A 12,252-nucleotide genomic window follows, 5' to 3' on the forward strand; every position below is an offset into this window, starting at 1 on the left:
TGGCGCACCAATGGTGCGCCTTACGCCCTATTGTTCAAAAACATACGGGCGAGTTTGCCACATTTCGATTCGCGTTACGCGCTTTGGCGTGTCTCCGCAGCGGTCTTCCGGCGCGCGATCATAGTGGCCCGACGTGTGCCTCGGGCCCAGGGCATCTGCGGCACGTCCTTTTGTGCGGCATTGGTCACGGATGTGATGAAGCGTGGGTTCGTCATGGTCTGTCCTGTGCTCAAAGAAGTGGGTCTGATCGCCCATTGCGGACAGCATGCCGGAGCTTTCGGGCAGGTTTGGGGCCACAGCACAGGAATTTACGAAAAATGGCCTAATGCGCTGGTTTAAATATGGCGGTGCGAACCCCCTTGTTTTCAGTAGCACCAGCAGCCGATTGATGCCTGCACGGAAACAATGGGGCGACGTAAAGGCACTTAAAGCCGCAATTGCGCCCCAATCATAGAACGATGGCCGACATCAACCGCCCATAGTCAGGGTCCTTTTGGTGCACCGACCGACGGTAGGAATAGAACCTGTCGGGATCAAAATAGGTGCAGTGCCGCGTCCACTCGGCGGACGCGATGCCAGCGGCCCGCAGCCGCATCAACCCGTAACCCGGTAGGTCGAAATGCATCCGGTCCCCGTCGCCACCGGCAAAAAAACGGGTGTTCTCGGGGTCTTCACCCAGAAAGATCTCAAAGAACTCCGGCCCGACCTCATAAGCGCGTTGGCTGATGGTGGGGCCAATGACAGCATGAATGGACCCGCGATCGGCACCCAGATCAACCATCGCGTCGATCGTCGCCTCCAGAACGCCCGCCTGTGCGCCCTTCCAACCGGCATGGGCCGCGCCGATGACACGCGCCTCGGCGTCGGCAAACAGAACTGGCTGGCAGTCCGCCGTCAGGATCGACAGGGCGAGACCCGGCGTTGCCGTGGCCATGCCATCCGCCTTGGGCTTCGGGTCCGGCGCGGACGTCACCGTGACTGCGTCCCCTGAATGGACCTGATGGACCCCTGCCAGCATCTCGGGCGTCACCCCCAACGCATCGGCGGCGCGGGCGCGGTTGATGGCTACGATCTCTGTCTGGTCCGAACTGCCGATGCCGCAATTCAATCCTGCGAAAATACCTGACGACGCGCCGCCCTTGCGGGTGAAAAAGCCGTGCCGGATCGGGGCAAGGCTGTCGGCAGTCAGGATTTCCAGTGTCATCGTTCCAGTCCGGGCGGCGGGGCAGCGTGGTCGGGGAACAGCCCCAGAACCTTGAACAGGTTTCCCATTTCCTCGGGGTGCGTCAACCGCCGATGTGCCGCGATATGCGCTTCCAATGCGGGACCGTCCAGTTTCGCGGCCAATGCCTGCGCGCGCGCCGTTATGCCCAAACGCTCAAGGAAGATGCCCTGCGGTGTGACACGGCTATGTGCGGCGGGGGCAGCGGCGGCGCAGAGCGCCTCGAAATCCACATGGGCTGTCAGATCCGCATTGCCTGGATCGGCCAATGGATCGACCGGTTCATGGTTGCGCAACGCCTGCATCGTGTCACCCAGCGACCGCCAATCGCCGTAGTCGATGATCAGGGCTGCACCGCCATGAGACGCGATTCGATCGCCGATTGCCTTCAAGATCGGCGATGCGGCGGGGCAGGTTTCGACAATGTGCCCGTCCTCGGTGTCATCCAGCCGGTGCATCAGGCTTGCCTGCGGCCCGACCGGCGACAGGCCAAGGCACAGCACGCCATCTCGCAGGCCCACGTTCCGCTCGCGCCATCCCGCACCGTCACGCTGGAACTGGCGGACAGGCAGCGCATCAAAGAACTCGTTTGCCACTAGGCACAGCGGTGCATCCGGCAGGGCGTCTGTGCTGTCGATATGCTCAATGCTGTGTGCGGCCAGAGCCCTGGTCTGCGCCGCACGTAAGGTGGGCGACGCTTCGATCAGCATGATCCGTGCCGCTGCGTGAAAGCCCGGAACACGCGCGGTTGCACGCACGATGTCGGCCATCAGCGTGCCGCGCCCGGGTCCCAACTCGGCCAGCGTAAAGGGGTTGGGCGCACCCTGATCCAACCAGCTTTGCGCCAGCGAAAGGCCCACCAACTCGCCAAACATCTGGCTGATCTCGGGCGCGGTGGTGAAATCTCCCGCCGCCCCAAGCGGGTCGCGCGTGGTGTAGTAGCCATATATGGGGTGCAGCAGTGCCTCCCCCATGAAATCGGCGACGGTGATGGGGCCTTGGGACGTGATCCGGGCGATCAGGTGGTCACGCAGGCTCATGCGGTGGCCGTGGCCAGTCGCCGCGCGCGGGCAATCAGCCACAGGCCCAATAGGATCATCGGCAGCGACAGGATTTGTCCCATGGTCAGGCCGTAGCCGCTGATGTGCCATGCCAGCCCCAGCGGATTGCCATCCGAGATGAACTGCGCATCCGGCTGCCGCACGAACTCGACCGCAAAGCGGCTGGCACCATATCCGAGCAGGAACACGCCTGTCAGGAAGCCGGGCCGCTTGAACCCGTCCCGCCGCCACGCGAGCCAAAGCAGCACGACCAGCAGCACAAAGCCCTCAAGAAACGCTTCATAAAGTTGCGACGGATGGCGCGCACAGGCACCCACGACCTGCGGACAGAACTGCGCCGCCTGTCCGGGAAAGACCACGCCCCATGGCACCTCGGTCGGACGCCCCCACAATTCGGCGTTGATAAAGTTCGCAAACCGGCCCAACAGCAGGCCCGGCGGCACACCCAGCGCGACGGCATCTGCGGTGCTCATCAGCGGCAGTTTGTGACGCCGGGAATAGAGCCAAAAGGCCAGGATCACCCCCAGCATGCCACCATGGAAGGACATGCCGCCTTCCCAGATCGCGATGATGGATAGGGGATCATCCAGATAGGCCCCCGGCTGGTAGAACAGCACATAGCCGATCCGCCCGCCCAAGAGGACGCCCAGAATGATCCAGGTCAGCATGTCCTCGGTCTGGCCCGGGGTCAGAGGGGCTGTGTTGCCGGGCCAAAGGCGCGGGGCCTTCAGCGCCATGACCACCATCCGCCAGCCGATGATGATGCCGACGATATAGGCCAGCGCGTACCAGCGCAGCGCCAGCTCAAAGCCGAAAATCGAGATCGAAAAGATCTCGGGCGAGATATCGGGAAAGGGTAGGGCGCCTGTCATCTGCGTCTGAATGCCTCTGCTGCCGGGGCAGGTCAACCTTGCCCCGCCTCTCTTTGGTGCCCATATAGGGGACAGCTTCGAAAGGATCACGACATCATGCAGGCACGCGGCAAGATTTTTGACGACATCTCGCAATTGATGACCAATGCGATGGGCGTGGCCCAGGGTGCCCGGGAAGAGGCGGAGACGGCAATGAAGTCTATGATGGACCGCTGGCTGGCCGACCGCGACTTCGTCACGCGCGAGGAATTCGATGCCGTCCGCGCGATGGCCCAAAAGGCGCGCGAGGAAAACGAAGCGCTCAAGGCCCGGATCGAAGCGCTGGAAGGCAAGTAACGCCTGACTGTCTGCGCTGTTGAAAAGCCCGGCTTAGCCCGGGCTTTCTTGTTGGTGTTACACTACTGAAGACCCGCAAGTATTCGCTGCCACCACGGTCCTAGCCCTTGATGGTGGCAAACTGTGATAGGCTCCGCCCCAAGACACACGCAATCGCGCCGGAAACGGACCGGACATCCTCCTCAGAACCACCTCCCTCGTCGCTACAACCGCGGTGGCCGAAATGATCGTCATCAACGGCCGCTACATCGTGCCCACGGACGGCGCGTGCGGCGATTTCTACCGACAAAGCGACGACCGCACCGTCTTTGACATCCGGTGAAGCGAATGGTCCACCCAATACCGCTGCGACGACGACTACGACCGCAGCCGGGTCGAGACGGCGGCGCTGAACTGCGTTTTGCAACTCGCTGACGTCTGCGCATTTGATTTCAGTGACTTACTCGAAAGCGAAAGCTTCGCCAACTGCGCCAAGCTCTGACATGCTCGCTGCGCTGCGGCATAATGCGCCGCTCCGCCCACGTGTCGCAGCCCCTATCTTGCGGGCATGACGATCCTCGCCACCCTCGTTCTCCCGCTGACACTGCTGATTTGGCTGGTCTACCGCGGCTGGCCGATCCTCTTGGTCGCCCCGCTCACCGCACTCCTCGCCGCAGGCCTCGCCACGGACCCGCTTCTCGCGACACTCACCCAGCGGTTCATGCCCGCCGCAGGCGGCTTCGTGATCGCCTTCATGCCGCTCTTCGTCCTCGGCGCCGTCTTCGGCAAGGTGATGGAGGCTACCGGCGCCGCCGCAACCCTGGCCCAGTGGATCGTCACGCGGCTCGGCTCCGGGCGCGCCCTTCTGGCCGTGGTCCTGTCCTGCGCGGTACTGACCTATGGCGGCGTGTCACTCTTCGTGGTTGCCTTTGCGGTCTACCCGCTCGCCACAGCACTTTTCCGGCAGGCCAACATGTCCGAGCGTTTGATCCCCGCCGCCATCGCCCTCGGGTCCTTCACCTTCACGATGAGCGCGCTGCCCGGCTCCCCTGCCATCCAGAATGCAATTCCCATGCCCTACTTCGGCACGACAGCCTTCGCGGCACCGGGCCTCGGCGTGATCGCAGGGACCATCATGGCGCTCGGCGGGCTGACCTATCTCTCGACCATGGCCCGGAGACCGGGTTTTGCAGTGCCGGTCGCAGCACTCGGGGCACGCACCCAACCGGACGGGGGGCGGCCAACACTCTGGGTGGCGATCCTGCCGATCTTCACGGTCTTCGCGGCCAACTGGATCCTGTCGCGGCACCTGCTGCCCGGGCTTGATCTCGGCTACCTCGCGGCCCCCGAATGGGGCGGGGTAACCCCCGATCAGGTGATTGGCATGTGGGCCCTGATCGGCGCGCTCAGCCTGGCCATCGTCATGCTTCTGGCGCTGACATGGCACAGGCTCGACGCCCCGCGCGCAGCCCTCAGCGACGGCTCACAAGCGGCCCTTCTGCCGCTCTTCAACACCGCAGCGCTCGTTGGCTTCGGCTCGGTAGTCGCCGGTCTGCCCGCATTCGCAGCCCTCAGTGCGGCCATCACGGACATGCCGGGCGGCGTGCTGCCCAGCCTCGCGGCCTCGGCCAGCCTCTTGGCGGGTCTGACCGGATCGGCCTCGGGCGGCATGTCGATCGCGCTCGACACGCTCGGCCCCAGCTACCTGCAGGCCGCGCAAGCGCAGGGCGTCGACCCGGCAGCACTCCACCGCATCGTGGCACTGGCGACCGGTGGGCTCGATGCACTGCCCCACAACGGCGCAGTCGTGACCCTGCTGGGCATCGCCAAGCTGACACACCGCGAGGCATACGGCCCGATTTTCGTGGTGGCCGTCGCAATCCCCGTCGTCGCCCTGCTGGCGACACTCGCGGTCGCAACCTTTTTGGGCACGTTCTAGCGGGGCGCTCTCAACACGACCACTTCAGGCCTGCGCCGCCTTCTCGGCGCATCTCTGGCCAAGGTGCAGAATATAGGCGCGGAATTGCGGGTCCTCGCCGTCCAGCAGCTTGGTCAGAAGACGCCGGAAATCCTCGCGCGAACACCACTCCATCATGTCATCTTCCCACGACGACCAACGGCGTTGCGCATCCCCGTCCATGTCATCCGAGTGCAGTATGATAAACGCCTTCTCAAACAGCGACAGCAGCATGCGGTAGATGATCTCGATACGCTCTCGCTGCTCTTCAGAGACGGGTTCCGGCAGGCAGGCGCGGCTCATCAGCAGCAGATCGGCGTTGTCCATTACCATCCGAAGAAAGCCGTCATATTCCTGGGAAAGACTGCGATGCAATTCGCTGATTTCGTTGGCGCGTCTCAGCCGTTCTTCCCGGACGATCACATATATGGCGGCGGGAAAGCCAAGAATGGTCACCAGATAACTCAACCCTTCGAGCCAGATCATGCGTTCTCCATCGGCTAAATCCGATCTCATATGTTAGGTGCAGAACGGCCCGTCGCAAGCATCCGGGCCCCAGCTCTTGCCAGTCTCCATGACTGTGCCGCAGCGTCTTTTCTGTCCGGCAGGGTCATCACCCAACAGTTTCAATCCCCAAGGGTGGCGCAATCCTCCATCTTGCTCATCAAACCACCATATCCCCAACTTATTGGGGTTATCCCCAAATAAAGGGTTGCCAGATGCAATCCCCGCCGTCACCATATTTGGTAGAGGCACGGGGGATCGCCCCGAGATCTCAGAGCAGGCACCTAGCGCTTGGGGCGCTGCCAGCCCCCCGCGCTACAGCAATAAGAGGTGGCACCATGGCACTTTCCGAGCAGTTCCTGGAAGAAGAGATTCATCCAATCGACATCGTCGAGCATCTGGCCGAGCACCACGAATGGGACTTCGACCGCATCGCCGACGATCAGATCGCAATGGCCGTCGAAGGACAATGGCGCACTTATTCCATCACGCTCGCCTGGTCGGGCTATGACGAAACGCTCCGCATGGTCTGCACCTTCGAGATGGAGCCGCCGGAAGAGAAACTCGCCGGTCTCTACGAGTTGTTGAACCACGTGAACGACCAGTGCTGGGCGGGCGCGTTCACCTACTGGGCCGAACAAAAGTTGATGGTCTATCGCTATGGCCTCGTGCTGTCGGGCGGCCAGATGGCCAGCGCCGAACAGATCGACACCATGATCGGCGCCGCCGTGATGAGTGCGGAACGCTACTACCCCGCGCTGCAGTTGCTGGTCTGGGGGGAGCGGACACCCAAGGACGCGATGCAGGTCGCTATTGCGGAGGCCTATGGCCGCGCCTAACCTGCGCCCCTGAAACGGCGGGGGATTTCCATGCAAGATACGACAATCGCAGCCCGGGGCCTTGTGCTTCTGGGCTGTGGCAAGATGGGGTCAGCGATGCTGGCCGGATGGCTTGACCGGGGCTTGCCCGCAAGCTCAGTCTGGGTTCAGGACCCAGCCCCTTCGCTTTGGGTTCACGGCTCTGGCGTGCATGTGAACGCCGAATTGCCCAATAATCCTGCCGTCATCTTGATCGCCGTCAAACCCCAGATGATGGGCGACGCGCTGCCCGACATCGCAGCCTTCGGTGGTGGCGACACGGTCTTCATCTCCGTCGCCGCGGGGACGCCATTGTCCGCCTTCGAAGAGGCATTTGGCGCCGCATCCCCCATCGTCCGCGCCATGCCCAACACCCCCGCCGCCGTGGGCCGCGGGATCACGGCCATCTGCGCCAATGCCGCTGGACAGGCCGCACTCGACACGGCCGAGATGCTGCTGTCCGCCGTGGGCGACGTCGTGCGCCTCGACGGCGAGCACCAGATGGATGCGGTCACCGGGGTCAGCGGCTCGGGACCCGCCTATGTGTTCCATTTGATCGAAACCCTGGCCGCCGGTGGCGTGGCGCAGGGCCTGCCCGAAGACCTCGCCATGCAGCTTGCCAAGGCCACGGTCGCAGGGGCCGGACACCTCGCCATGGAGGCGGATGAAGACCCCGGCCAACTGCGCGTCAACGTGACCAGCCCTAACGGCACAACGCAGGCGGCGCTTGAGGTTTTGATGGATAAAAAGTCCGGATTTCCCAGTCTATTACCGCGCGCAGTTAAAGCAGCACATGAACGGTCCGAGGAGCTGTCCCGTGGCTGAAGTATCCTTCGACGACTTCCTGAAGGTCGACATCCGCGTAGGTCGCGTGACCAAAGCCGAACCCTTCCCCGAAGCCCGCAAACCGGCCCTCAAGATGTGGGTCGATTTCGGTGACGAGATCGGCGAACGCAAGACCTCCGCGCAGGTGACTGTACACTACGATGCGGACAGCCTCGTCGGTCGTCAGGTGATGGCCGTGGTCAACTTCCCACCCCGCCAGATCGGGCCCTTCATGTCCGAAGTTCTGGTACTAGGGTTCCCGGATGACAACGGTGACATTGTGCTGGCCACACCTGACAAGGACGTGCCCGTTGGCGGGCGGATGCACTGATGAAGCTGTGGATTACACGGCCCCTGCCGGACAGGGTAATCGACGCGGCGCGCGGACTGTGCGACGTCGAGGTTCGGCAGGAGACGCTGCCCCTTACCGGTGATGAGTTGCGCAGCTCTCTCAAGGAGTTTGACGCAGTTCTTCCGACGCTGGGCGATCTGTTTTCAGCAGAGGTCTTTGCTGATGTTTCGACCCCGCGCTGTAAGCTGCTCGCGAATTTCGGTGTGGGTTACAATCACATCGACGTAGCGGCAGCCAAAGCGAGAGGCGTCGCTGTCAGCAACACGCCGGGTGCGGTCACAGATGCGACAGCCGACATCGGAATGATGCTGATCCTGATGTCGGCCCGCCGCGCGGTGGAAGGCGAGCGGTTGGTGCGGGCGGGGGATTGGCCGGGCTGGCATCCAACGCAGATGTTGGGGCTGCATGTCACGGGCAAGCGGGTTGGTATCGTCGGGATGGGCCGCATCGGGCAGGCCATCGCGCGGCGCTGTCATTTCGGGTTCGGGATGGAGGTTGCCTATTTCAGCCGGTCCGAGAAGGCGCTGGAGTTTCCCGCCACACGGATCGCGTCGCTGACCGAGCTGGCGGGTGCGGTCGACGTGCTGGTGGTTGCTGTCCCCGCGGGGACAGACACGTGGCATTTGATTGATGCTGACGTGCTCAACGCGATGCAGGGCCACGCGCATCTTGTGAACATCGCGCGCGGGGATGTGGTTGATGAGGCGGCTTTGATTGCCGCGCTGGAAGCGCGGAGCATTGGGGGTGCGGGGCTGGATGTGTACGAGCATGAGCCTGCTGTGCCGGAGGCTTTGCGGGCTTTGGATAACGTCACTTTGCTGCCGCATCTGGGCACCGCTGCGCTGGAGGTGCGGGAGGCGATGGGGTTGATGGCGGTGGAGAATGTGGCCGCGTTTCTGGACGGAAAACCTTTGCCGAATGCGGTTTGAGGGGATTTGTCCCCGCGGGGACAAGCTGTTCGGTGAATTTGCGAATTGTTTAGCGGTTTCGAGTCCGCTGGCCGGATCAACGGCTTGTGCGGCGTGCGGTGGATTTGCCGGATTTTAACCAGCGAAAACGCATGCTGCATCTCAGCACCGGCTGGTCGCCCCAAGGGTCGAAAACGCGGGCGCAGCGATGATCATCGCTGCGCCCGTTTCAGTCAGGTCAGGCTTTGCCGCAGGCGGGGCAGGCGTGACAGGATCAGGGTGTCGAGCGCCAGCACTGTCAGCAGGGCAACACCCGCCATCGGGAAGGCCATGCAGACGGCGAGGCCCACGAGAACTGCGCCCTGCCAGAGCGGCAGTTCGCGTGGCATGGGCGGGGCGGCGAGGCGCCCGGCCTTGCTGGGCCGACGTTTCCACCACAGCACCACGGAACTGAAGCAGAGAAACAGAACCGACAGGCACACGAGGGTGTTGGCCAGCACGCTCCAGAGCCCTAGCGTTCCCATGTGGAGCGCAATCCCCACGGCCATGGCCTTGCCCGCGAGTGAGTAATCCTCGTGCCGGACATCGGCGAGGATCTTGCCGGTGTACTGGTCCACATGGACGGTGCGGTCGGTCGTGGGGGCGGTGCTGTCATTGCTCATAGAATCGCGGCTGAGGGTCCAGACGCCGCTTTCCCCGCTGGGCAAGTTGAGCTGATAGCGCGCGTCGAAGCCGATGGCGCGGGCGAGGGTGTCCACGCTGTCGAGGGTGACGGGGCCGGTCACGCCGGTGATCCCCGTGTCACTACCAGAGGCGGGCATGGGCGTCTGTTCCAGTGCCCATGGCACTTCGCGCCGGTCGTGGTTCATGCTGGCGTGGGTGTCGTCGGAGAGGGGGACGTTGTCCCATTTCTCGGCTGGGAACTGGCTCCAGGCCTGAACGATCTTGCCGCCCCATATGCCGGCCCAGGACAGGCCCGAGATCAGGAAGAAGACCAGAAAGATCGACATCCAGATACCGACGACGCCGTGCAGGGACTTCCAGAGGCTGCGGCCTGCCCCAAGTGTGGGGATCAGCGCACGCCGCCAGCCGGCGTCGCGGGGCCACCACATGTAGAGCCCCGTCGCCACCAGCATCAGCGTGAGCGAGGCCGCCGTTTCGAGGATGCGGTCGCCGGTGACGCCCAGCATCAGGTTGCTGTGGATGTTGTCGAAAAAGTCGTACCAACCGCTGCGGCGGGGAAAGGTTTCGATCACTTGGGCGGTGTAGGGGTCGACGGCCACCATCGTGGCGTCGCCACCCGCATCGACGCGGAAGAGGGCGGCCAGATCATCGCGGCGGGGGGCAACATACTGCTTGAGGGTGCCGCCTGGCACGGCGGCGACGGCGGCCTCTGCCTGTGCGGATACGGCCTGAGCTGTGCCCTGGGGGATGACGGCGGTGCGTTCGCCGTCGCGGCCGTCGATCCAGGCGATCCAAAGCATCATCATGCCGGTGAAGGCGAGGATGGCCAGGAAGGGGATCACGGCGAGGCCCGCATAGAAGTGCCAGCGCCAGGCGGCGAAATAGATCTTGTTTGCGCCGCCCTCGGGCTGCGCGTCGGTGTGTGTCATGGTCATTGAATGGCTCCAAGCCTGAAGGACCGTGGTCGATGGACCACGGGCAAAGAAGGGATAGGTTTTGCAGGGTTCAGGCGTGGGGTGGGGCGCGGACAAGCCTTGCGGCGTCAAGGCCGTGGCGTTCGATCAGCCGTTTGGCGATGAAGCTGAATGCAAAGATTTTGGCCAGCATGACGGGCCGGTCGGTGCAGGGGCCGCTGGGCCAACCTGCTGTGTCGGTGATCCGGCAAGCCTCGCATTTCTGGACGGGTGCGGGGCTGTTGCCATCGAAGGGGCCACAGAGATCAGCGAGCGACCCGCCTGCTGCGATATAGGCGGCCAGTTCGGGGGATGCTGTCGCGGGCGGCGCTGTGCGATGGGCAAAGCCAATGGTTGCGAGGGCAACCATCACGGCGCAGATCAGGCCGAATTTGCAGATATGGAGCGCACGCCACAGCATGGGGTGTGCCGTACCAAGATTTGGGCCGCCACAACAGCGGACGATTGCCGCACCACGGCTTAGAACAGGTGGTGTTCCTTGGCCAAGAGTGCGGCTTGCGTTCGGTTCGAGACGTTCAGCTTGGCCAGCACGTTTTTGACATGCAGTTTCACGGTGACTTCCTGCACGCCGAGGTGACGGGCGATTTCCTTGTTCGACAAGCCGCTGCACAACTGTTCCAGCGTTTGCAATTCGCGGTCCGACAGGTCGCGGAATTTGCCGGAGGGCATGGCAGGTTGTTCTGCTTCGGCGAAGTCGGCGGGGAAGTAGCGTTCGCCTGCCAGCACGAACTTGATGGCGTTGACCATGGACTTGGCGGCGAGGCGTTTGGGGATGAACCCGTCGGCCCCTTGGGCCATGGCGGCATTGGCCACATCCTTGTTCGCGACGCCCGACATGAGGACCACTTTGCTGGTAGGATGTGCCTTGCGTGCACGGTCCAGACCGTCGAGCCCGTTCATGCCCGGCATGTTGTAATCGAGGATCACCAGATCAACGACATCAAGGCCGCGCATGTCGGCCAGGGCACCGTCAAAATCCGACGCGGTGCGCACGGTGAAGCCGTCGACCGTTTCGAGATAGGCGGCAATCGTGTCGCGCACGAGGTCGTGATCATCGGCAATCAGAATGCGTGGCATTTCTAGCTCTTTGGTCGTCTTTGTGAGTGATAAAGAAACGTAACGGAAAACCGGCCTTCTTATACTTATGTATAGGTCGCTACTCCTTTGCACTCAAACAATTCGTGGCCAGACGATTATGTCGCTTCGTGGGAATGAAAGAGGATCGACCATGGCACGGACCCACCACTCACGGAGGCTGGCCGTTCTATTCTGTTTTTTCCTGGTCTGGGTGCTTCCTGTGATGGCACAGGATGCGCTCGGGCTACAGGTGACTGATGGCAACGGGGATACCATCACGTTCGGTTTCGACCAGCTTGATGCGTTGCCTCAGTCCGAGTTCACGACCTCGACAATCTGGACCGATGGGAAGGTGCGGTTCTCGGGCGTGCCGTTGAAGGCGCTGCTTGATTCGGTCGAGGCACAGGGCAATACCGTCAAGATGATCGCGCTGAACGATTACGCGGTGACCATGCCCTTTGATGAGCTCGAAGAGGACGTGCCTCTTGTCGCGACGCGCATGAACGGGGAACACATGTCGGTGCGCGACAAGGGGCCGTTCTGGCTTGTTTATCCGTACGACCGGAACTGGCGGTACCGGACCGAAACCAAGTATGCGCTGAGCATCTGGCAGTTGAACCGGTTGAAGGTTGTGGATTGAAATT

General features: G+C 62.8%; 14 protein-coding genes. 7 read left to right on the forward strand and 7 right to left on the reverse strand.

Features of this window, described 5'->3' with window-relative positions; all coding sequences use genetic code 11:
• Positions 1 to 448 precede the first annotated feature (448 nt).
• From pgeF to lgt, 3 genes are read right to left on the reverse strand one after another with little or no spacing between them, the layout of a single operon-like run.
• Complete coding sequence (gene pgeF, locus RA29_RS06620; protein WP_039684258.1) at positions 449 to 1,204, reverse strand: peptidoglycan editing factor PgeF; 756 nt, start codon at positions 1,202 to 1,204, stop codon at positions 449 to 451.
• Entirely contained in the window at positions 1,201 to 2,262 is a 1,062-nt protein-coding gene (locus RA29_RS06625) for an SAM-dependent methyltransferase (RefSeq protein ID WP_039684259.1), read from the reverse strand. The genes pgeF and RA29_RS06625 overlap by 4 nt, the downstream gene beginning before the upstream one ends.
• Positions 2,259 to 3,155, reverse strand: coding sequence for a prolipoprotein diacylglyceryl transferase (gene lgt, locus RA29_RS06630; protein WP_039684262.1), 897 nt, complete (start codon positions 3,153 to 3,155; stop codon positions 2,259 to 2,261). Before lgt ends, RA29_RS06625 begins: the two co-directional genes overlap by 4 nt.
• 96 nt (positions 3,156 to 3,251) lie before the next feature.
• On the opposite strand from lgt, the gene RA29_RS06635 reads away from it, so the two are divergent.
• A complete protein-coding gene (locus tag RA29_RS06635; protein ID WP_039684264.1) occupies positions 3,252 to 3,491 on the forward strand; it encodes an accessory factor UbiK family protein in 240 nt (79 codons plus the stop codon).
• A 547-nt stretch (positions 3,492 to 4,038) separates the two neighbouring features.
• Positions 4,039 to 5,409 carry a GntP family permease gene (locus tag RA29_RS06640; protein WP_039684265.1) on the forward strand — a complete coding sequence of 457 codons (1,371 nt, stop codon included), beginning with the start codon at positions 4,039 to 4,041 and terminating at the stop codon, positions 5,407 to 5,409.
• A gap of 24 nt (positions 5,410 to 5,433) precedes the next feature.
• Here RA29_RS06640 and RA29_RS06645 read toward each other — a convergent pair whose 3' ends face one another.
• Entirely contained in the window at positions 5,434 to 5,913 is a 480-nt protein-coding gene (locus tag RA29_RS06645; protein WP_039684267.1) for a hypothetical protein, read from the reverse strand.
• A 356-nt stretch (positions 5,914 to 6,269) separates the two neighbouring features.
• Here RA29_RS06645 and RA29_RS06650 point away from each other — a divergent pair, with 356 nt between their 5' ends.
• Genes RA29_RS06650 through RA29_RS06665 form a run of 4 tightly spaced genes read left to right on the forward strand, consistent with a single transcriptional unit; the run spans position 6,270 to position 8,894 of the window.
• On the forward strand, positions 6,270 to 6,770 hold the full coding sequence (locus tag RA29_RS06650) for a YbjN domain-containing protein (protein WP_039684269.1): 501 nt from the start codon (positions 6,270 to 6,272) through the stop codon (positions 6,768 to 6,770).
• Positions 6,771 to 6,800: 30 nt separating this feature from the next.
• Positions 6,801 to 7,613, forward strand: a complete 813-nt coding sequence (proC, locus tag RA29_RS06655; RefSeq protein ID WP_039684271.1) for a pyrroline-5-carboxylate reductase — start codon at positions 6,801 to 6,803, stop codon at positions 7,611 to 7,613.
• The gene (locus RA29_RS06660) at positions 7,606 to 7,944 is read left to right on the forward strand and encodes a tRNA-binding protein (RefSeq protein WP_039684273.1); all 339 of its coding nucleotides are present in this window, start codon (positions 7,606 to 7,608) and stop codon (positions 7,942 to 7,944) included. The genes proC and RA29_RS06660 overlap by 8 nt, the downstream gene beginning before the upstream one ends.
• Positions 7,944 to 8,894 carry a D-glycerate dehydrogenase gene (locus RA29_RS06665; RefSeq protein ID WP_039684275.1) on the forward strand — a complete coding sequence of 317 codons (951 nt, stop codon included), beginning with the start codon at positions 7,944 to 7,946 and terminating at the stop codon, positions 8,892 to 8,894. Before RA29_RS06660 ends, RA29_RS06665 begins: the two co-directional genes overlap by 1 nt.
• Positions 8,895 to 9,106: 212 nt before the next feature.
• On the opposite strand, the gene RA29_RS06670 is transcribed toward RA29_RS06665, so the two are convergent.
• From RA29_RS06670 to RA29_RS06680, 3 genes are all read right to left on the reverse strand, one after another.
• Positions 9,107 to 10,492 (reverse strand): PepSY domain-containing protein, encoded by a 1,386-nt coding sequence (locus RA29_RS06670; protein WP_039684277.1) that lies wholly within the window; start codon positions 10,490 to 10,492, stop codon positions 9,107 to 9,109.
• Between the two features lie 70 nt (positions 10,493 to 10,562).
• A complete protein-coding gene (locus RA29_RS06675) occupies positions 10,563 to 10,931 on the reverse strand; it encodes a hypothetical protein (protein WP_052249511.1) in 369 nt (122 codons plus the stop codon).
• Positions 10,932 to 10,990: 59 nt separating this feature from the next.
• A complete protein-coding gene (locus RA29_RS06680; RefSeq protein ID WP_039684278.1) occupies positions 10,991 to 11,608 on the reverse strand; it encodes a response regulator transcription factor in 618 nt (205 codons plus the stop codon).
• Positions 11,609 to 11,759: 151 nt separating this feature from the next.
• Here RA29_RS06680 and RA29_RS06685 point away from each other — a divergent pair, with 151 nt between their 5' ends.
• A complete protein-coding gene (locus RA29_RS06685) occupies positions 11,760 to 12,248 on the forward strand; it encodes a molybdopterin-dependent oxidoreductase (protein WP_039684280.1) in 489 nt (162 codons plus the stop codon).
• Positions 12,249 to 12,252 lie beyond the last annotated feature (4 nt).

This window comes from Tateyamaria sp. ANG-S1 (assembly GCF_000814025.1).
In the GTDB taxonomy this organism is placed as follows: domain Bacteria; phylum Pseudomonadota; class Alphaproteobacteria; order Rhodobacterales; family Rhodobacteraceae; genus Tateyamaria.

Excerpts from the sequence above, each read along its gene's own strand:
- lgt (WP_039684262.1), bottom strand. The coding sequence starts at position 3,155 with ATGACAGGCGCCCTACCCTTTCCCGATATCTCGCCCGAGATCTTTTCG.
- pgeF (WP_039684258.1), bottom strand. The coding sequence starts at position 1,204 with ATGACACTGGAAATCCTGACTGCCGACAGCCTTGCCCCGATCCGGCAC.
- RA29_RS06625 (WP_039684259.1), bottom strand. The coding sequence starts at position 2,262 with ATGAGCCTGCGTGACCACCTGATCGCCCGGATCACGTCCCAAGGCCCC.
- proC (WP_039684271.1), top strand. The coding sequence starts at position 6,801 with ATGCAAGATACGACAATCGCAGCCCGGGGCCTTGTGCTTCTGGGCTGT.
- RA29_RS06665 (WP_039684275.1), top strand. The coding sequence starts at position 7,944 with ATGAAGCTGTGGATTACACGGCCCCTGCCGGACAGGGTAATCGACGCG.
- RA29_RS06685 (WP_039684280.1), top strand. The coding sequence starts at position 11,760 with ATGGCACGGACCCACCACTCACGGAGGCTGGCCGTTCTATTCTGTTTT.
- RA29_RS06680 (WP_039684278.1), bottom strand. The coding sequence starts at position 11,608 with ATGCCACGCATTCTGATTGCCGATGATCACGACCTCGTGCGCGACACG.
- RA29_RS06645 (WP_039684267.1), bottom strand. The coding sequence starts at position 5,913 with ATGATCTGGCTCGAAGGGTTGAGTTATCTGGTGACCATTCTTGGCTTT.
- RA29_RS06670 (WP_039684277.1), bottom strand. The coding sequence starts at position 10,492 with ATGACCATGACACACACCGACGCGCAGCCCGAGGGCGGCGCAAACAAG.
- RA29_RS06650 (WP_039684269.1), top strand. The coding sequence starts at position 6,270 with ATGGCACTTTCCGAGCAGTTCCTGGAAGAAGAGATTCATCCAATCGAC.
- RA29_RS06635 (WP_039684264.1), top strand. The coding sequence starts at position 3,252 with ATGCAGGCACGCGGCAAGATTTTTGACGACATCTCGCAATTGATGACC.
- RA29_RS06675 (WP_052249511.1), bottom strand. The coding sequence starts at position 10,931 with ATGCTGTGGCGTGCGCTCCATATCTGCAAATTCGGCCTGATCTGCGCC.
- RA29_RS06640 (WP_039684265.1), top strand. The coding sequence starts at position 4,039 with ATGACGATCCTCGCCACCCTCGTTCTCCCGCTGACACTGCTGATTTGG.